General features: G+C 73.9%; 5 protein-coding genes. 2 read left to right on the top strand and 3 right to left on the bottom strand.

Translation table 11 applies throughout. The features are described 5' to 3' along the window. Positions 1-8: 8 nt before the first annotated feature. Positions 9-13,739, bottom strand: a complete 13,731-nt coding sequence (locus tag ABZ471_RS26105; protein ID WP_359069430.1) for an SDR family NAD(P)-dependent oxidoreductase — start codon at positions 13,737-13,739, stop codon at positions 9-11. Positions 13,740-13,904: 165 nt separating this feature from the next. Next, complete coding sequence (locus ABZ471_RS26100) at positions 13,905-15,629, bottom strand: fatty acyl-AMP ligase (RefSeq protein ID WP_359069428.1); 1,725 nt, start codon at positions 15,627-15,629, stop codon at positions 13,905-13,907. Positions 15,630-16,053: 424 nt separating this feature from the next. On the opposite strand from ABZ471_RS26100, the gene ABZ471_RS26095 reads away from it, so the two are divergent. Beyond that, the gene (locus tag ABZ471_RS26095) at positions 16,054-17,148 is read left to right on the top strand and encodes a chemotaxis protein (RefSeq protein ID WP_359069427.1); all 1,095 of its coding nucleotides are present in this window, start codon (positions 16,054-16,056) and stop codon (positions 17,146-17,148) included. Between the two features lie 71 nt (positions 17,149-17,219). Next, a complete protein-coding gene (locus ABZ471_RS26090; RefSeq protein ID WP_359069426.1) occupies positions 17,220-18,245 on the top strand; it encodes a Gfo/Idh/MocA family oxidoreductase in 1,026 nt (341 codons plus the stop codon). On the opposite strand, the gene ABZ471_RS26085 is transcribed toward ABZ471_RS26090, so the two are convergent. Next, entirely contained in the window at positions 18,235-20,298 is a 2,064-nt protein-coding gene (locus tag ABZ471_RS26085) for a phosphocholine-specific phospholipase C (RefSeq protein ID WP_359069424.1), read from the bottom strand. The two genes, ABZ471_RS26090 and ABZ471_RS26085, sit on opposite strands and share 11 nt — an antisense overlap. Between the last annotated feature and the right edge of the window lie 28 nt (positions 20,299-20,326).

Here is a 20,326-nt window from a genome sequence, read left to right as displayed (position 1 = left end):
CTTGTTCCTCACTGCTGCTCCCAGGAGCGGAAGGCCCGCAGATGTTCGGGCGTGGCCACGACGTCCAGCCGTTCGTCGTCCGGGTCGCCGCCGCCGAGCGCGGCGATCAGCCGTCGGGCGGGTGCGTTGCGCGGGGTGCGCTCCGCGGTGAACCGGACCTTGGCGCAGCCCAGCTGCTCGGCCCGGTCGGCGAGCCGGGCGAGCAGCCGTTCCTCGACGCCCCGGCCGAGGGCGCGGCAGCTCATCAGCCAGGCGTGGACGTCGAGTTGGTCACCGTCGGCGGCGAACGCGAGCAGGGCGATCTGGCCGTAGTCGCCGAACCGGTCCCGGGCGGCCGCCGTCCACACCTCGCCCTGCTCGCGCCACCTGTCGAGGTCGCCGCCGTCGGCGGACCGGGCGCGCAGGGTGAACTGGTTGGTGCGGCGCACGAGTTGCTCGCCCCGCTCGGCGTCCGCGTCCGTCAGCTCGCGGAAGTCGACCTCGAGGTTCAGCTGGGCGAGGAAGTCCTCGAACCCGGCGCCCTCGCGGACAGCGTCCCGCTCACGTTCCTGTGCGTAGAACCGGGCCCGCAGGGAGTCCTCGGCGGTCGCCGCGGCCGGGACCAGGGGCCACAACCGGTCCAGGAACGTCTCGAGTTCGGCGGCGGGCGGGCACGTCACGGACAACACCTGCGGGAGCGCGGAGCGCATCCTGGCGATCTCGGCCGGGTTGTCGTCCAGGAACAGGAAGCTGTCCAGGCCCAGGTTCAAGGTCCGGGCGGCCTCGGCGAGGCGGTCCGGCTTGGGGTTCCAGGCGGCGGAGACCAGGCTGAAGTGCTCGGCCTTCAGCAGGCTGTCGGGGCGGTCGAGGACCGCCCGGACCGTGGCCTCGTCGTTGTTGCTGACCAGGGCCAGCAGCGCACCCGCGTCCCGCCACTGGAGCAGCCTGCGGGCCAGCAGGGCGCGCGGGCCGGTGAGGTCCACCGCCTCCGGTCCGGCCTCGCCCGCGATCCCGCCCCACAGCGTCTCGTCGCCGTCGACGGCGATCACCTTGGGCGCGGGGCGCCGTACGGCCCGCACCACCTCGGCCAGGCGCAGCGCGACCGCCGCCTGGAAGGCCGGAGTGAAGGGCAGGTGGGCGAGTCGCTCGGTGCGCTCGTCGAAGCGGTCCTCGACGGTGTGATGCCGGGTCCATTCGTCGGGGCCGAGCACCGCGATGCCGGGCAGACCGGCCAGGTCGGCGGCGATCCCGCGCTCCCAGTCGAGGAAGCGGGTCGCGGCCCGCGCGGTCGGCAGGACACCGACGACGAGCGGCCTGCGGGTGCGTTCGGCGAGGGACTTCAGCGCGGCCGGGAAGGCGCTGCGCAGTTCGGCGAGTGCCGTGTCGTCCACCGGTCCGAAGCGCTCCAGGTCGGCGGCGCGCAGCAGGACGACGCCCACCGTGGTGGCCGGGTCGGTGAGGACGCCGGACGGGTCCTGGAGCGCGGCCAGCACCTGGTGGTACGGCGCCTCGGCGACGCTCGCCCGCTCGTCCTCCAGCGCCGCCTCGCACATCAGGGGCAGATTGCCGAGGGCGAAGGTGGCGGCGAGGGCGAGCCGCGGCCCCTCGACCGGCGCCTGCGGTGCGGCCGTTGTGTTCGCGTCGGAAGCCCCCTTCGCCACCCGTACGACCGCGGTCGCGTCCTCGGCGGTCTCCGCCAGCAACCGCAGGAGCTCCTCGCCGAGTTCGGTCGCGGTGGCCGCGTCCAGGATGTCGAGGTTGTGGTCGAGACGGACGGTGCCTGTGTCCGGGGTCATGGTGATCATCAGGTCCAGGTCGGTGTGTCCGACACCGGCGGGCAGCACCTCCAGGTGGGTCAACCGGCCCGAGAAGCGGACGTAGTTGAAGTACACCTCGACGAGCGGGGCGTTGGCGCGGTGCAGGCCCTGCCGGGCGAGCGTGGCGAGGGCGTCGGAGAACATGGCGCCCTTCGTCAGGATCCGCTGCAGGCGCTGGTCGGTGCGGACGAGCACGTCCGCGACCCGCTCCCCCGCCGCCGCCTGTGCGGGGAAGGGCACGGGGACGCCGAAGAAGCCCACCGCGCCGTACGCGTCGGCGTGGATGCGGGTGTCCACGGGCACGGCGAGCGCGAACCGTTCCCGCTCCCGCTTCCTGGCCAGCAGCACGGTGAGGGTGCCGAGGCAGAACGCGGCGGGGGTGACGGCCAGCGTGCTCGCGGCGGCCGACACCCGCTCCATGAGCCCGTCGGGGACGGTCACGGTGACGCTTCCGGAGCGGTAGGAGCGGACGTCGGGGCGCGACCGGGCGAGGGTCAGATCGAGCCGTTCGCTGCCCTGGAAGGCCTCCTGCCAGTCGGCGCCGGGACCGTCGCCGCCGCCTTGTTGGGCCTCGATCAGCAGGTCGATGTCCCGGTTGGTGACGGTGCCGTCCAGTGGGGTGCCGGACAGTTCGGCGTCGATCTCCGCGGCCACCAGCAGCAGGGACTGGAGGTCGCTGACCACGTGGTGGGCGCCGAACAGCAGGATCTGGCCGCGCGGGTCGCCGTCGACGAGTTCGAACCGCCACAGCGGCGGGACGGCCAGGTCGAACGGCGGCTCCAGGAGCAGCCGCAGCCGCTCGCCGGCGTCGGTCTCCTCCGATGCCTCGGTCCAGCGCAGCAGCGGCGCGGGCGGCTGCCGGTCCACGCGCAGCTGCCGTCCGCCCTCGTCGCCGGTCACGACGGCCGTGCGCAGGGCGGCGTGCCGGGCGGCGAGCCGGTCGATGATGCCGGTGAGGGCCGCGCGGGTCGTCGGTGTGCCGAGCCGGACTGCGAGGCCCACACCGTGTGCGGCGTGGGGCATGTCCGGGTGGGCGCTGCGCAGGAGTCGTACGACGTCTCGGGTTGCGGGCCGCAGTGCGGTCCCGGGCACGTCCTGCGCGGCTGCGCGCTCGGCCGGTACGGGGCGCTCGGCCGGTGCGGCGCGCTCGGGCAGGCCGTCGGCGAGGGCGCGGGCGAGGCCGCGGATGTCGGCGGCGGAGAACATGTCGGCCGCTGGCAGCTCGACCCCCAGCTCGCGGGCGAAGGCGTTGCGCAGCCGGACCAGCATCAGCGAGTCCAGGCCGAGTTCCTTCAGGGCCGTGGTCGCGAACACGTCCACCGCACCGCCGGATACCTCGCCGACGCGGGCCCGCACATAGGTCTCGAGCCACTCGGTGCGCTCCTGCTCGGTGGCGGCCGCGAACACCTTCTTCACGAGGTCGTCGCCGTCCCCGCGGCCGGCCGGGGCGGTCACCAGGTCGGCGAGCAGCGGGCGGGTGCGCGCCGCGTCCGGGTCGAGGCCGAGCAGCTCCCAGTCGAGGGCGATCGGGGCGAGCTGGCGGCGGGCGGTGGTCAGCACCCGTTCGAACAGTTCGCCGCCGTCCTGCGGGGAGAGGGCGACCAGGCCCGAGCGGCTGGTCTCGGCGGCCCGGGTGCCGGACCCGGCGACCATGCCGACGCCCGCCCAGGCGCCCCAGTCCAGGCTCAGCGCCCGCCGGCCGGCCCGGGAGAGATGGTGCGCCCAGGCGTCGAGGAAGGCGTTCGCCGCCGAGTACGGGCTCTGTCCGGCCGAGCCCAGCAGACCGGCGGCCGAGGCGAACAGGACCAGGTTCCCGGCCTCCGGGACCAGTTCGGTGAGCAGGGCGGTGCCGAGCACCTTGGGCGCGAGGACCCGCCGGACGCGCTCGTCGGTGAGGTTGGCCAGGGTGGCGTCGTCGAGGACACCGGCGGCGTGCACCACGGTGGTGACGGGGCCGCCCTCACGGCGTACGGCGTCCAGGGCGGCGGCGAGTCCGGCGCGGTCGGCGACGTCGGCGCGGGCGAGGTGCACGGTGACCCCGCGCTCCTCCAGGCCCTGGATCCAGGTGGTGGCGGCCTGGTCGGGCGTGCCGCGGCTCAGCAGGGCGAGTTGCCGGGCGCCCCGGCGGACCAGTCGCTCGGCGACGACCCGGCCGAGGCCGCCCAGGCCACCGGTGATGAGGTGCACGCCGTCCGGCTGCCCGGGGTGGCCGCCGTCGTCGGGGCGGGTCCGGGCCAGGCGCGGGACGAGGCGGCCGGTGTCGCGCAGGGCGACGAGGCGTTCGTCGTCGGCGTGCCGCAGCTGCGTCCACAACTCCTCGGTGCCGCCGTCGGCGGGCAGGTCGACCAGCGTGGTGGCGAGTTCCGGGTGTTCCTGGGCCACGGCGAGTCCGAAGCCCCAGGCGAGGGCCTGCTGCGGCTGCGTCACCGCGGTGCTGTCACCGGCGGCCTGGCTGCCGCGTACGACGACGAACAGGCGCGATGTCCTGCCCTGCGGCCGCTCGCGGTCGGCGAGGGCCCGGACCAGGTGCAGGGTGGTCAGGCAGCAGAGCCGGGCGGCCTCCTCGGCGCTGCTCTCGTCGGCGACCGGCGGAGCGTCGAGCGCGGACAGCTGGACCACCCGTTCGGGCGGCGCGTCCGCGAAGGCCTCGTCCAGCAGCCGGGCCAGTTGGACCGGGTCGGCCGGGTCGAGGACGTAGCGGCCGGGGCCCTCGGTGCCGTAGGCGGTGCCCCGGCGCGCGAGGACGTAAGGGGCCGCTCCGTCGAGGCGGTGGGCCAGTTCGTCGGCCACGCCGGTCTCGTCGGCGAGGACGAGCCAGCTGCCCTCGGCCGGCGGCTCCTGTGCTGCGGGACGGGGCTGCCAGCGGGTCTCGAAGAGGGCTCCGTCCAGCGGGGAGAGCGCGGCGAGCCGGAACTCGTCGGCCGCGAGGACGAGTTGGCCGTTCTCGTCCCACAGGCGCAGATCGAGGACGGCGGTGTCGCCCTCCACCGAGCGCAGGTCGCAGCTCACCCAGGCGGGGGCGGCGCGCAGGCCGGTGAAGCGCAGGCGTCCGGCGCCGGCGGGCACGAACGCCCTTCCTTGGGGGGCGGCCGCGGGCAGGGCGGCCGTGTGGAAGGAGGCGTCGAGCGTGGCGGGGTGCAGGAGGTGACCGGCGGCGGGCCGGGCGGCCAGGCGGGCCACCGCTGCCGTGCCGCCGTCCCGGTGGCCCTGCTCCAGGCCCCGGAAGGCGGGGCCGTAGTCGATGCCGAGGGCGGCGAGGCCGGCGTAGACGGCGGACAGGTCGACCGGCTCGGTGCAGCGCTCGCGCAGGGCGGCGAGGTCCGGGCCGCTGTCGGCCACCGGTTCGGGGGTGAGGGCGAGGCGTCCGGTCGCGTGCTGCTCCCAGCGCGGCTGCCGCTGTCCGGCGGGTGCCGAGGCGAGGGTGAAGTCCCGGGAGCCGTTCTCCGCGGGACGCAGCACGAGCTGGAGCCGTACGGGCCGGTCGGCGTCCAGGCGCAGCGGCTGGACGAACCGGACGTCGGCCAGGTGCACCTCGTCGCTGTCCGCGAGTGCGGTCGCGGCCTCCAGGACCATGTCGAGGAGGGCGGCGCCCGGCAGCCACACCTCACCCGTGACCTGGTGGTCGGTGAGGTAGGCGAAGCGGCTGTCGTTGAGGTCGATCTCGCTCTGGAAGAGGTCCCGGCCGGGTTCGTCGCTGGCCTGGACGTGGGTGCCGAGGAGCGGTGAGCCGCCGGTGGCGGTGGCCTGGACGGGGGCGAGCCAGTGCCGTTCGCGGGCGAAGGCGTAGGTGGGCAGGTCGGCGCGGCGGTCGTGCGGGAAGAGCGCCGTCCAGTCGGGCGTGTGCCCGGCCGTGTACAGCTCCCCCAGGCGGCCGAGCAGGACGTCGTGCGCGTCCCTGCCGCGGCGCAGGGAGCCGATGCCGGTCGCGTCGATCCCGGCCTCGGCCGCGACGGCCTCGATCGCCGAGGTGAGCGAGGGGTGCGGGCTGAGTTCCACGAAGTAGCGGTAGCCGTCGTCCAGCATCCGCCGGATGGTGTCGGCGAAACGGACCGGTCGGCTCAGGTTGTCGAACCAGTAGCCGGCGTCCAGCTCGTCCCCGGCAACGGGTGCGGCGAGCACCGACGAGTAGAGCGGGGTCGGTGTGCGGGTGCCCCGGATGCCGGAGAAGCGGTCCAGAAGCCCGGCGCGCAGGGGTTCCATGAGCGGGGTGTGCGAGGCGAACGGCGTCGACAGGACGCGGGTGGGGACGCCGCGCTCCTCCAGTCGGCCGCGCAGCTCCGTCAGCGCCTCGGCCTCGCCGGAGACGGCGGTGGCGCCGGGGCTGTTGACGGCTCCGACGAACAACCGGCCGGCGTAGGGCTCCAGCAGGTCCTCGACGTCCGTGAGCGGCAGTTCCACGGCGAGCATGCCGCCGTGGCCGACGAGCGGGACGACCGCCGCGGCCCGCCCGGTGACGGCGGTCACGGCCTCGTCCAGGGTGAGGGCGCCCGCGCTGTACGCGGCGGCGATCTCGCCGAGGCTGTGGCCGACGACGGCGTCCGGGGTGACGCCGAGTTCCCGCCAGGCCGCGGCCAGGGCCGCGTTGACGGCGAACAGCACCGGCTGGAGGTATTCGGTGCGGTCGAGCGGTGAGAACTCCTCGGGTGCGCGCAGCACGTTGAGCACCGACCAGTCGGCGTGCCGCTGGACGGCGGCGTCGATCCGGGTCAGCTCGTCCCGGAAGGCCTCCGACTGGGACAGCAGTTCCAGGCCCATGCCGGCCCACTGGCCGCCGTGCCCGGCGAACACGAAGGCGACCTTGCCCGTCTGGTCCTCGCGGGGCGCGGGCACGGGCTTGCGTCCGCTGTCCAGGGCCTTGAGGGAGGACAGCAGTTCCTCGCGGTCTCCCGCGACGACCGCGGTGCGCCACTCGAAGTGGCTGCGGTGCCGGGCCAGGGTGTGGGCGACGTCGGGGAGTGCGGTGTCGACCGTGACGTGGCGGGCCAGCCGGGCCGCCTGGCCGCGCAGCCCGGCCTCACTGCGTCCGGAGAGCACGAACAGCCGCTTGCCGTCCGGGAGTTGAACGTCCTGGACGGGCCTGGCCGGGGCTTCCTCGACAATGACGTGGGCGTTGGTCCCGCTGATGCCGAAGGCGCTGACCCCGGCCCGCCGCACCCGCTCCGGCGTGGCCGGCCAGGCGACCGGCTCCTGGAGCAGAGCGAGTCCGCTGCCGTCCCACTCGACGTGCCGGCTCGGCGTGTCGGCGTGCAGGGTGGGCGGCAGGGTCTGGTGGCGCAGCGACTGCACGACCTTGATCAGTCCGGCGACGCCCGAAGCGGCCTGCACATGGCCGATGTTGGATTTCAGCGAGCCCAGGTACAGCGGGCGGTCCTGGGGGCGGGAGCCGGCGAAGACCTCGGTCAGGGCGTTGGCCTCGATGGGGTCGCCGAGGGTGGTGCCGGTGCCGTGTGCCTCGATGTGGTCGATGTCGGCGGGTGCCAGCCCGGACAGTTCCAGCGCGCGTCGGATCACCTGTTCCTGGGCCGGGCCGTTGGGTGCGGACAGGCCCTGGCTGCGGCCGTCCTGGTTGACGGCCGTGCCGCGCAGCACGGCCAGCACCTCGTCGCCGTCCCGCTCGGCGTCGCTCAGCCGCTTGAGGACGAGCATGCCGGCGCCCTCGGCCCAGATCGCGCCGTCGGCGTCGTCGGAGAAGGAGCGGCAGCGGCCGGTCGGGGACAGGCCGCGAAGGCGGCTGAACTCCACGAAGGTCTGCGGGGTCACCATCAGTGTCACCCCGCCGGCCAGGGCCAGGTCGCACTCCCCTGCGCGCAGCGCCTGGGCCGCGAGGTGCGTCGCCACCAGCGAGGACGAGCAGGCCGTGTCCACGGTCAGGGCCGGGCCGTGCAGGCCGAGCGCGTAGGCCAGCCGGCCGGAGGCGACGCTGAGCGCCGAGCCGGTGCCGACGTAGCCGTCGAGCTGGTCCAGGCGGGAGCCGGCCAGGTAGTCGCTGCCGAACATGCCGACGTACACGCCGGTGGTGCTGCCCGCGAGCCGGGCGGGCACGATTCCGGCGCGCTCCAGCGCCTCCCAGGCGGTCTCCAGCAGCAGCCGCTGCTGGGGGTCCATGGCGGCGGCCTCCTTCGGGGTGATGCCGAAGAAGCCCGCGTCGAAGGACTCGATGTCGTCCAGGAAGCCGCCCTCGCGGGCGTAGGACTTGCCGAGGGCGTCCGGGTCGGGGTCGTAGAGCGCCTCCACGTCCCAGCGTCCGGCGGGGAACGGGCCGACCGCGTCCCGGCCGTCGGCGACCAGCCGCCACAGCCCGTCCGGGTCGCTCACTCCGCCGGGGAGCCGGCAGGCCATGGCCACGACGGCGATCGGTTCGTCGGTGGCGGGCAGGGTCGTGTGGGGCCGCTGGACCTTGCGTGACGTACGACCCAGCACGTTGGCCAGCAGGTACTCGGCCAGCCGGTCGGCGGTGGGGTGGTCGAAGAGGAGGGTGGCGGGCAGGCGGGTGCCGAGCCGGGTGCCGATGCGGTTGCGCAGTTCGACGGCGGTGACGGAGTCCATGCCGAGGTCGCGCAGCGGCTGGTCGGGGCGCACGGACTCGGCGGAGCGCAGGCCGAGGGCGCGGGAGGCCTCGTCACGGACCAGGGCCAGGACGCGCTCGGCCCGCTCGGACCCGGGCAGCCGGGCCAGGCGGTCGGCGAGGGCGTCGCCCGCGCCGGTGCCGGTGCGCGCCGGGGGCAGCAGCGAGCGCCACACGGTGGTGCCGGCGGCGCCCGACGCGCGCAGGCGGGGCAGGTCGAGGGCCCAGGCGACGAGGTGCGGGGCGCCTCGCCGCAGGCTCAGGGCCACGAGGTCGCGGCCCTGGTCCGGGGTGAGGGCGCGGTGCCCGAGCCGGGCCATGCGGTCCAGGTCGGCGTGGGCGGCGGCCAGTCCCTCACCGGCCCAGGCGCCGAAGGAGACGGAGCTTCCGGGCAGGCCGAGGGCCCGCCGGTGGTGGGCGAGTTGGTCGAGGAAGGCGTTGGCGGCGGCGTAGTTGCCCTGGCCGGCGTTGCCGACGACACCGGCGGCCGACGACACCAGCAGGAACAGGTCCGGCGGGGTGTCGGCGGTGAGCCGGTGCAGATGGAGGGCCCCGTCGACCTTGGGCCGCAGCACCCTGGCCAGCCGCTCGGGCGTCAGCTCGGCCACCACCCCGTCGTCGAGGATCCCGGCGCAGTGCACGACACCGCGCAGGGGCAGTTCCTCGCCGGCCCGGGCGAGTGCGTCGGCGACGTCGTCCGGGTCGGTGACGTCGCACGCGACGACCTCGGCCGCGGCGCCGAGCGCGGCCAGTTCGGCGACCGTGCCGGTCGCGCGGGGGTCTTCGGCACCTCTGCGGGCCGTCAGCAGGAGCCGGGGGACGCCTCGTTCGGCGAGGAGGCGGCCGATGTGCCGGCCGACGGCTCCCAGGCCGCCGGTGATCAGGACGGTTCCGTCCGTGGGGACGGCCTCTGCCCCGCGGTGCTCGTCCTGGCCCTCCGCCGGAACGTGCGGAGCGTTCACGGGCCGGGCGCGCACCAGCCTGGGCGCATACAACTTGCCTTCGCGGAGGGCGAGTTCGGGCTCGTCTCCCAGTCCTGCAGCGGCCGCCCGGAGCGCGGACGCGGGGTCGCTGTCGTCGAGGTCGAGCAGGGTCAGCCCGAGGTCCGGGTGTTCGGCGCGAGCGCTGCGGGCCAGGCCCCACAGCACCGACTGGGCGTACCCGGGTACCGCGTCGCCGTCGGCGACGGCGACCGCTCCACGGGTCACCCACACGGTCCGGGCGGGCGTCTCGGCGTCGGGGAGCGCGAGGAGCCGCTGCAGCTCGGCGAGCGCGGTGGCCGCCAGCTCGTGGGCGGTTGCCGTCGGTTCCTCGTCGAGCGTGGTGCGCGGCCAGAAGCGTACGACGACGTCGGCGCCCGTCTCGCGGCGCTCCAGGGCGTGCAGGGCGGCCTCGGCCCGCGGGTCGGCCGGGTCGCCGGCCACGGCCCAGGTGAGGTCCTGTGCGGCGGCGGGCGGCTCCTCGGTGACGGCCGTCCAGGCCAGCTCGTACAGATGCCGCGCGTTCTCCGAGCCTGCGTCGAGGTCGGCCGGGTCGGCGGCGCGCAGGCGTACCGCCTCCAGACGTCCTGCGGGCAGTCCGTCGGCGTCCCACAGGGTGATGTCCAGGGTGAGATCCGTGGCGGAGGCGCCGGTGCGCCGGACCAGCGCGGTCAGGTCGCCCGTGCCGCCGGGCGGCAGGGTGCAGCGGCCCACGGCGACGGGGAGCAGAGCGCGTCCGTCGGAAAGGCCGAGGGCGGCGGTCACATGGAGGGCGGCGTCCAGCAGGGCCGGGTGCACCGGGTACGGGTCGGCCACGTCCCGGGCGGAGGAGGGCAGCGAGAGGCGGGCGAGGATTTCTCCGTCGCCGGTCGTGACCGCCGACCGTACGGCCTGGAAGGCGGGCCCGTAGCCGAGGCCGAGGGCGGCCAGGCGGTCGTACGTCTGCGCGGTCCAGGCTTCTTCGGCGGTGTCGGGCCACTGAGGGGGAAGGCCTGTGGCGAGCGGAGCCGATCCGGTGGCCGAGGCGGTGGCGTGCAGGGTCCAGCCGGGGGTGTCCTGGCCGCGCGGGCGGCTGTGCACGGTGATCTCGGGCAGGGGGCCGGCGGTGCCGACCTCCACGGAGACCTCGACCGTGCCGGAGCCGGGCAGGACGAGGGGGCTGAGCAGGAGCAGGTCGGTGACGTCGGCCGGGTCGTCCGGGCGGGCCGTGGCGAGCGCGGCGCGGCACAGCTCCGTCAGCGTGGTGCCGGAGACCACGGTGCGGCCGAAGACTTTGTGGTCGGGCAGCCAGTCGGCGGTGGCCGGGGACCATTCGTTGCGGAAGGTCCAGCGGGTCTCGTCGGCGGACTGGAGCTGGATGCCGAGGAGCGGGTGCGCGGCACGGTCGAACAGGGCGGGGCCGCCGGCGCCGGTCTCCGGTTCGATCCAGTGGCGCTGCGGGTCCCACGCGTAGGTCGGCAGGTCGGCGATGTCGCCGGCCGGAACCAGGCGGCGCCAGTCGACCCGCCGTCCGTGGACGTGGAGTTCGGCGGCGGCGCGGTCCAGGCGGCCGGGGCCGTCCTCGTCGCGGCCCAGCGAGCCGACGGTGGTCAGGTCGTGGCCCGTGTCCTCGCCGATGGTGCGCAGCGCGGTGAGCAGCGCGGGATGGGGGCTGAGCTCGACGAAGTGGCGGTAGCCGTCGGCGAGCATGCGCTCGACGGCGGGTGCGAAGCGGACGGCCTCGCGGAGGTTGGTGTACCAGTAGCCGGCCTCCAGTTCCGCGGTGACCGGTTCGCCGGTGACCGTGGAGTACCAGGCGATGTCCGTCGGGTACGTGGTGACGCCGTCGAGTTCGTCGAGGATGCGGTCGCGGACCGGTTCGACCCGGTCGCTGTGGGAGGCGTAGTCGACGTCGAGGCGGCGGACGAACACCTGGCGCGCTTCGAGGCCGGCGAGCAGCTCTTCGACCGGTTCGACGGCACCTGCGACCACGGTGGCGCGGCCGCTGTTGACGGCGGCGACCGAGACGCCTTCGCCGAGGAAGGCCTCCACCTCGCTGTGGGGCAGGGCGATCACGGCCATGGTGCCGGTGCCGGACAGGTCGGTCAGCGCCTGGCTGCGCAGGGCGACCACGGCTGCGGCGTCGTTGAGGCTGAGCGCGCCGGCCACGCAGGCCGCGGCGACCTCGCCCTGGCTGTGCCCGATCACGGCGTCGGGGCGCACGCCCCGGGCCCGCCACACGGCGGCCAGCGACACCATCACGGCGAACAGGGCGGGCTGGACGACGTCCACGCGGTCCAGGGACGGGGCGCCGGCGTCGCCGCGCAGCACGGCCGCCACGGACCACTCGGTGAACGGGCGCAGGGCCGCGTCGCAGCGGTCCAGTTCGTCGGCGAAGACGGGGTCACGGTCCAGCAGGTCGCGGGCCATCCCGGCCCACTGGCTGCCCTGCCCGGGGAAGACGAAGGCCAGCTTTCCGGCGGGGGCGCTCTGTCCGGGGCCCACGGTGGCGTCGGCGTCGGGGTGGCCGTCGGCGAGGGCGCGCAGGGCGTCGAGGAGCCGGACGCGGTCGGACGCCTGGACGACGGCTCGGTGGTCGAAGTGGGTGCGGTGGTGGGCGAGGGTCGCTGCGACCTCGGGGAGCGGCAGCTGCGGGTGTGTCTCGAGAGCGTCGAGCAGCCGGGCGGCCTGGCCGTGGAGGGCGGGGAGGCTGCGGGCGGAGAGGGGGTAGAGGGTGGGGGCGGACCGCTCGGCGGGGGTGTCGGCGACGGGGGGTTCCGGCGCCTCCTCCAGGACCGCCGGGGGTTCCGGCGCTTCCTCCAGGACCACGTGGGCGTTGGTGCCGCTGATCCCGAAGGCGCTGACGCCGGCCCGGCGCACCCTGCCCCCGGTGCGCGGCCAGGCCTGTCCGGCGCTGTGCACGCGCAGCCCGCTGCCGGTCCAGTCGATGTGGTCGGTGAGGTGCTCGGCGTGCAGGGACTCGGGTATGTGCTCATGGCCGAGCGCCAGGACGGTCTTGATGACGCCGCCGATGCCCGCGGCCGCCTGGGTGTGGCCGATGTTGGACTTCAGGGAGCCGATGCCGAGGGGGCGGTCGGCGGGGCGGTCCGGGCCGAACACGTCGGCCAGGGCCCGGAGTTCGATGGGGTCGCCGAGGCGGGTCCCGGTGCCGTGGGCCTCGACGTGGTCGAGGTCGTGCGGGGTGAGCCCGGCCGCGTCCAGGGCGGCGCGCAGGACCCGTTCCTGTGCCGGGCCGTTGGGTGCGCTCAGGCCCTGGCTGCGGCCGTCCTGGTTGATCGCCGAGCCCTTGACGACGGCCAGGATGTGGTCGCCGTCCCGGCGTGCGTCCGCGAGCCGCTTGAGCAGGACGAGACCGCAGCCCTCGGCCCAGACGACACCGTCCGCGTCGGCGGAGAACGGGCTGCACCGCCCGGACGGGGACAGCCCGCGCAGCCTGCTGAACTCGACGTGCCCGCGCGGCGTGATCAGCAGCGTGGCTCCGCCGGTCAGGGCGAGATCGCACTCCCCGCTCACCAGGGCGCGCGCCGCCAGGTGCAGGGCGACCAGCGAGGACGAGCAGGCGGTGTCGACGGTGACCGCCGGCCCCTGCAGGCCGAGGGTGTAGGCGATGCGTCCGGAGGCCACGCTGGCCGCCGAGCCGGTGCCGACGTGTCCGTCGAGTTGCGCGAGTGGTGCCGCGGCGAGGTAGCCGCTGTCGTACAGGCCGAGATAGACGCCGGTGGAGGTGCCGTTCAGGGACTCCGGGAGGATTCCGGCGCGCTCGATCGCCTCCCAGGCGGTCTGCAGGAGCAGCCGCTGCTGGGGGTCCATGGCGGCGGCCTCGCGCGGGGAGATGCCGAAGAAGGCCGCGTCGAATCGGTCGATGCCGCCGTCGAGGAAGCCGCCGCGCAGGGTGTAGGCCTTTCCGGTGGCCTCGGGGTCGGGGTCGTACAGACCGTGCGTGTCCCAACGGCCCGCCGGCACCTCGGAGACGGCGTCCTCGCCGGTGGCGAGCAGCCGCCACAGGGCCTCGGGGTCGTCGGCGCCGCCGGGGAAGCGGCACGCCATGGAGATGATCGCGACGTCGTCGCCGGGGCCGGCCGGCGCCGCGGACGGACGGGGTGACGGCGTCTGCGCCCGGGGCTGTTCGAAGACGGCGTGGGCGACGGCGGCGATCGTGGGGTGGTTGAAGACGAGGGACGGCTCGAGGGGGCGGCCGGTCAGTGTGCCCAGTTCGGCGACCAGGGTCACCAACTGGCGTGAGCCTAGGCCGAATTCGGCGAGCGGCCGGTGCGGGTCGACGTGCGCCGGGTCGGTGTCGGCCGCCTCGGCTACGGCCGATGCCAGCCAGGCCCTGACACCCTCGGAGGTCGTCAGGGACGGCTCGGGGGTCGGCTTCGGGATCTCGTTCGCAGGCATCTGGGCAGGTGTCCTCGTGAACTCGGGCTCAGGCTGGATGTCCGTGTCGTACGACGGGTACGGGCACGGCGGAGTGGGCGTACGGCCCGCAGGGGGCGCCGTACGCGGTGACCGGAAGGCCGGCGGGGCCTCCGGCGCGGGCGGGCGCGCCGGAGGCGGGCGGGGTCAGGCCACGGCGGGCGCGGTCACCACGGAGAGGGTGCCGTCGAGGTACGCCGTCCGGGTGGCACGGCGCTGGATCTTCCCGCTGGAGGTCTTGGGGATGGTGCCGGGCTGGACCAGGACGACGTCGCGCAGGGACAGGCCGTGGGCCTCCCCGACCGCGCTGCGGATCAGGTCGGTGATCTTCTCGGACTCGCCGGCGGTGTCCGGGGCGATCTCGGCGACGAGGACAGGCTGTTCGCCGTCCGCTGCGCTGTCCACGGAGAACGCGGCGGTGCAGCCGGGGCGCAGGGCCGGGTGGGTGAGCTCGGCGGTCAGCTCCAGGTCCTGCGGGTAGTGGTTGCGGCCGTCGATGACGATGAGGTCCTTCAGGCGGCCGGTGACGAACAGCTCGCCGTTCCGCTGGAAGCCGAGGTCGCCGGTGCGCAGGAACCGGCCCTCGCGGCCGGGGAGCTGGGCGCGGAAGGTCTCGCGGGTGGCGAGGGTGTTGCGCCAGTAGCCCTTGGCCACGCTCGCTCCGCCCACCCAGATCTCGCCGACCTCGCCCTCGGGCAGTTCCTCCTGCCACTCGGGATGGACGATGGCCACGGTCACTCCCGGGCCGGGCCGGCCGCAGCCGACGGCGGCCGCATCGGCCTCGCCGGCGTTCGGGGCGCCGTCGGCGGCGGCGAGCAGCGTCGGCGGGGTGGCCACGGTGCCGCCGGTGACCATCAGGGTGGCCTCGGCCAGGCCGTAGCAGGGGTAGAGGGCCTCGCGGCGGAATCCCGCGGGGGCGAACGTGCCGGCGAAGCGGCGCAGGGTGGCCGCGCGCACGGGCTCGGCGCCGTTGAAGGCGACCTTCCACGAGCTGAGGTCGAGGCTGTCGATCAGGTCCGGGCCGGCGTGCTTCAGACACAGCTCGTAGGCGAAGTTGGGAGCGCCGCTGGTGTGCGGGCGGAAGCGGCTGACCGCGGTGAGCCAGCGGGCCGGCTGCTGGAGGAAGTGCAGGGGCGAGAACAGGGTCGCGGTGGCGCCGAGGTACACGGTGTTCAGGACCGGGCCGATGAGCCCCATGTCGTGGTAGACGGGCAGCCAGCTGACGAACAGCTCCTGGTCGTGTGCGGCGATCGCCTCGGGCGTGTGGCCCATGCGCTCGGTGATGACCCGCTGGTTGTCCAGCAGGTTGCCGTGGGTGACCACGACTCCGCGCGGGGCCGAGGTGGAGCCGGAGGTGTACTGGAGGAACGCGACGGAGTCCGCGGTGAGTTCGGGTGTGCGCCAGGCGGCCGCCGCGTCGTCGGGTATGTCCTCGGTGGCGACGCGGGCGATCCCGTCGAGTTCGGGCAGGTTCTCGGCCATGCCGTCGAGCGCGGCCATGACGTCGCGGCCGCCGAGGATGACCTTGGTGTCGGCGTCGGCCATCAGGCGCTTCATCCGGGTCAGTGCGCGATGGTTCTGCGAGCGACCCTGCGGGGGAACGCCCGGTACGGCGACCACACCGGCCGAGAGGCAGCCCAGGTAGGCGCAGATGAACTCCAGACCGGGCGGGTACAGGAGCATGGCGCGCGAGCCGGCCAGTCCGCGCTCCTGGAGCCAGGCCGCGACGGCCCGGGAACGGGTGGCCAGCCGGTCGTAGGTGAGTTCCTGGGTCTCTCCGTCGCAGTCACCGGTGACGAGATGGCGGTACGCGGTGCGCTCCGGATGGTTCGAGGCGTGCGAGGTCAGCAGTTCGACCAGGGAACGTGCCATAGGACGAGTCTTCACCTGTCTGAATGGGTGGCGAGTAAACGGGAGTTCGGGCGTCTGTTGCTCGGACGCACGGAGTCGGCGTCAACCCGGCCTCGTTGCCGGGTCGTTGGACTCGACCCCTCGCACAGGGAACCGTGGGTCGGACGGCTCCTCGTGATCCCCCCGCAGCAGTCTGCTACCGGTGGGTAGGACCATAGCAAGATCTGTTTGATCGAGACGCCGGGCGGGCGTAAACGCTTCGTATCCAAGTGAGTTCGTTCAGCTGACCATCCGTGACGAACACATGAACCAGCTGCGCACGTACGGTCGGCGTGTTCCCTCGTGGCATTCGTCACACACCGTGTTCACCTCACTACCGAGAGTCAGGAAATATCAGGCGATCACCCCGAATGCCGGACACGTGAATCCGCCCTATCGTGCTGTCATGGAGCACGCACTGAGTCCCGCAACCCTCGCCGAACTGCGGCGCCCGCGTCCTTACCCGGCAGTGTCCGTGCTGACGCCGACGCACCGCCGCGAACCCGAGAACGGCCAGGATCCGGTCCGGCTGCGCAATGTGGTGGCCGAGGCCAGGAAGCGGCTGGAATCCGACCCCGCCGTCAGCCGGGAGCGGCGCGCCGAGGTCGTGGCACAGCTCGACCGCGCCCTGGCGGAAGTGGACCTGGCGCACGCCGAGGACGGCCTGGTGATCTTCGCAGCGCCGGGCGAGCACCAGGTCTGGTCGCTGGCCCGCACGGTCCCCGAACGGGTGGTGTTCTCGGACACCTTCCTCACCCGCAATCTGGTCTCGGCCCAGGCCGCCGAGCGGCCCTTCTGGGTGCTGTCGCTCGCCGCCGACCGCATCACCCTCTGGAGCGGCGGCCCCGACCGGGTCGTCGAGGACCACTCCGGCGGCTTCCCCCTGATCCACATCCGGGAGAACTTCGACGCCGAGCGGCTGATGCAGATCGGCGACCAGCCCAGCACCTTCCGTGACGAGGGCACGCGCCAGTACCTGCGCGAGGCGGACACCGCCATGAGCACGGTCCTGCGCGATCAGCCCCGCCCGCTGTACATCACCGGCGAGCAGGCGGCACTGTCCCTGCTGGACGAGGTCGGCAGCATCGCCAAGTCCGCCGTGCAGGTCCCGCGCGGGGGCCTCGCGCACGCCGGCCCGGACGCCGTGTGGCAGGCCCTCAGGCCGGTCCTGGAGGCGGAGGCCCGCAACGACGCCACGTCCGTCGTCAGGGAACTCACCTCGGCCCGCGGGCACAAGGCCTTCGCGGCCGGGGTGGACGAGCTGTGGCAGAACGCCCGGGACGGCCGCGTCCGGCTCCTCGCCGTCGAGGAGAACTACCGCACGACCGTCCGTGACGACGGCGACCACCTCGTCCCGGCCGAGGCAGGCGACCTGGACGCCCGTGACGACATCGTGGACGAGATCGTCGAGCAGTGTCTGGAGACCGGCGCCGACGTGCGCTTCGTCCCGGACGGCACACTGGGCGACGCGAACGGCATCGCGGGGGTGCTGCGGTACTGAAGCACCCTCCGGGCAGCGCTCCCTTCGCGGCGTACGCTACGGCGTGATCGTCGGCGTAAGGGAGCGCGCACATGGGTGACCTGCTGGGTGTGGCCGTACTGGGTGCCGGACACATGGGAGCCGACCACATACGACGCCTCGGCCAGGTGGTGAGCGGCGCCAGGGTGGCCGCCGTGGCCGACCCCGACGGCGAGCGCGCGAAGGAGGCTGTGGCCGGCCTGGACGGCGTCACCGTGCACACGGACCCGCTGGCCGTGCTGGACGCGCCGGGCGTGGCGGCCGTCCTGATCGCCTCCCCCGGCCCCGCGCACGAGGAGGCGCTGCTCGCGGCGTTCGACCGGGGCCTGCCCGTGCTGTGCGAGAAGCCCATGGTGCCGGAGTCCACAGGTGCGCTGCGGGTGGTGGAGGCGGAGGCGCGGCTCGGCCACCGGCTGGCGCAGATCGGCTTCATGCGGCGCTACGACACGGAGTACCTGCGGCTGAAGTCGCTGCTGGACGGCGGCAGCCTGGGCCGCCCCCTGATGCTGCACTGCACCCACCGCAACGTCTCGTCCCCCGACCACTTCACCAGCGCCATGCTGATCAACAGCTCCGTCTCGCACGAGATCGACGCGGCCCGCTGGCTGCTCGGGCAGGAGCTGACGGCGGTCACCGTGCTGCGTCCGGCGTCCTCGGCGGACGCACCCGAGGGCCTGGTCGATCCGCAGTTCGTGCTGTTCGAGACCGAGCACGGCGCGCTCGTCGACGTGGAGGTCTTCGTCAACTGCGGCTTCGGCTACCAGGTGCGCTGCGAGGCCGTGTGCGAGGCGGGCAGCGCCCGGATCGGCGACGGGCACACCATGGTGGTCACCTCCCGGGGCAGCGCCGCCGAGGAGGTGGCGCAGGACTACCTCGTCCGCTTCGCCGACGCCTACGACCGCGAGGTGCAGGCGTGGGTCGACGCCACCCGGCGCGGTGAGGTCACCGGCGCGAGCGTCTGGGACGGCTACGCGGCCTCGGTCGTCGCCGAGGCGGGGGTCCGGGCGCTGGAGAGCGGCGGCCGCACGGCCGTCGAGCTCGCACCGCGCCCGGACCTGTACGCCCGGGTCAGCCGCTGACGCTGCCGGCGCCCGTCTCCAGGTGTCCGGTGAAGCGGCGCGACCAGGTCGCGTCGGAGTCGACGGTCACCGTGAAGTCGTACCAGCCGTTCTGGTACGCGACGGCATTGAAGTAGTCCTCCGTCGAGGCACCCGCGGCGACGTTGTAGGTCCAGGGGCCGTCGGTGCGGTAGTGGTTCGAGGCGATGGTGAACTTCACCGACGACGCACCCGAGTTGGTCATCTTGAAGTAGACGGCCAGCTTGCCCGTGCCGGGCTCCACCGCGTAGCGGGTGCTCACCTCGGCCGACTTGCCGGCCTTGGTGGCGTCGCCCTGGAAACGGCGGAGGAACCGGTTGGGACCGACCATGCTCACGTCGTACTTGCCGGAGCCGAAGCCCGTTCCGATGTTGAAGTAGTCGGAGGCGGTGCCGCCCGCGTCGACGGTGTACTGCCAAGGCGTGGTGTCGCGGTAGGCGTTGGGGTGCAGCGAGAAGTGCGCCGCCCGGGCCGCCGGGCCGCCCTGGTTGGTCATCGTGAACCAGGCGAGGATCTTGCCGGCGGACCCGAACTCCAGGTGGTCCAGGTATCCGTTCGGCTGGTACGGCAGCGCGCGGGCCGGGCGGGTGCCGGGCTCCTGGGCGGGCAGGGCGTTGTTCGTCGGCACGGGGTTGGGCAGCGGGCCGCAGGTGTCGCTGCCGATGACGCTCGTCGTGGGCAGCGCGACGGAGCCGTAGACCGGATGGGCGAAGTCGAAGACACCGGTCAGGTCGCCGCTCACCTTGCGTCGCCAGGCGCTGATGTTGGGGCAGTTCGCGGGCTTTCCGAGGGCCGTCGTCCAGGTCTCCAGGAAGCGCAGCACCGAGGTGTGCTCGAAGACCTCCGAGGAGACCCAGCCGCCGCGCGTCCAGGGCGAGACGACGATCATCGGCACGCGGAAGCCGAAGCCGTACGGCACCCCGTTCAGGAACTCGCCGGCGGTTCCGGCGGGCGGGGCCGGGGGCGGAACGTGGTCGAAGAAGCCGTCGTTCTCGTCGTAGTTGAGGAACAGGACGGTGGAGTCGAAGACGTCCTGGTCCGCGGCGAGAGCCTGGTACACCAGGCTGACGAAGTGGGCGCCGTCGCCGGGCGGGGCGTACGGGTGCTCGGAGAAGGCCTGGTTGGGGACCACCCAGGAGACCTGCGGCAGGGTACCCGCGAGGACGTCGGCCTTGATGGCGGCGGCGATGTCGTCCGGAGTCGAGCCGATGACCTTCGGCACGGAGGCCATGCCCCGGTCGTGGAGCGGGTCGCCCGCCTTGGCGTTCGCGAAGTTCTTGAAGTAGGCGCAGCCGTTGTCGCCGTAGTTGTCGGCCGCGTTCTGGTAGACCTTCCAGGTCACTCCGGCGGCCTGCAGCCCCTCGGCGTAGTTCTGCCAGGTCAGGCCCGACTCGTCGCCGCCGTCGTAGCTGGAGGAGTCGACCTTGCCGCTCCACAGGTAGGTGCGGTTGGGGCCGGTCGCGCTGAGGGTGGAGCAGAAATAGGCGTCGCAGATCGTGTAGCTGTCCGCGAGCGCGTAGTGGAAGGGGATGTCGGAGCGGTCCAGGTAGCCGAGCGAGCGGACGTTGCCGACACCCGAGACCCAGTTGTCGAGGCGGCCCTTGTTCCACGCGGAGTGCTGCGAGGACCAGGAGTGCGGCAGGTCACCGCTGCACTGGGCGAGGGTCTCGCCGTCCTCGCCGCCCGCGGCCGGGGTCGCGCTGAGCTTCCACGGGTACTGGCGGCCCGTGCCGTTCGGCTGGTTGAAGACCGGGTAGCCGCCGCTCAGGGTGATGCCGCTGCGGTCGTCGAAGCCGCGGACGCCCTTCAGGCGCCCGAAGTAGTGGTCGAAGCTGCGGTTCTCCTGCATGAGGACGACCACATGCTTCACGTCCCTGATCGTGCCGGTCGCCGCGGCGTCGGCAGCGGCGGCGATGGGGGTACCTCCCAGAGCGAGCGCATCCGAGCTCTCGGGGAGGATGCCGGCGCCCAGCGCCGCTCCCGCCGCCACGGATGCGCCGAGCCCCACGAAGCCTCTTCGGCTGATCGGTGTCATTGGCCCCGTCCTCGTCACCGGAGTGCCC

The organism is Streptomyces sp. NPDC005728 (assembly GCF_040630895.1).
In the GTDB taxonomy this organism is placed as follows: Bacteria; Actinomycetota; Actinomycetes; order Streptomycetales; family Streptomycetaceae; genus Streptomyces.
Note: the sequence above shows the minus strand (reverse complement) of the source record. Positions and strands in the feature narration are given on the sequence as shown.

Bases quoted from the DNA above. Each gene is read 5' to 3' on its own strand.
- ABZ471_RS26100 (WP_359069428.1), bottom strand. From the start codon at position 15,629: ATGGCACGTTCCCTGGTCGAACTGCTGACCTCGCACGCCTCGAACCAT.
- ABZ471_RS26105 (WP_359069430.1), bottom strand. From the start codon at position 13,739: ATGCCTGCGAACGAGATCCCGAAGCCGACCCCCGAGCCGTCCCTGACG.
- ABZ471_RS26085 (WP_359069424.1), bottom strand. From the start codon at position 20,298: ATGACACCGATCAGCCGAAGAGGCTTCGTGGGGCTCGGCGCATCCGTG.
- ABZ471_RS26090 (WP_359069426.1), top strand. From the start codon at position 17,220: ATGGGTGACCTGCTGGGTGTGGCCGTACTGGGTGCCGGACACATGGGA.
- ABZ471_RS26095 (WP_359069427.1), top strand. From the start codon at position 16,054: ATGGAGCACGCACTGAGTCCCGCAACCCTCGCCGAACTGCGGCGCCCG.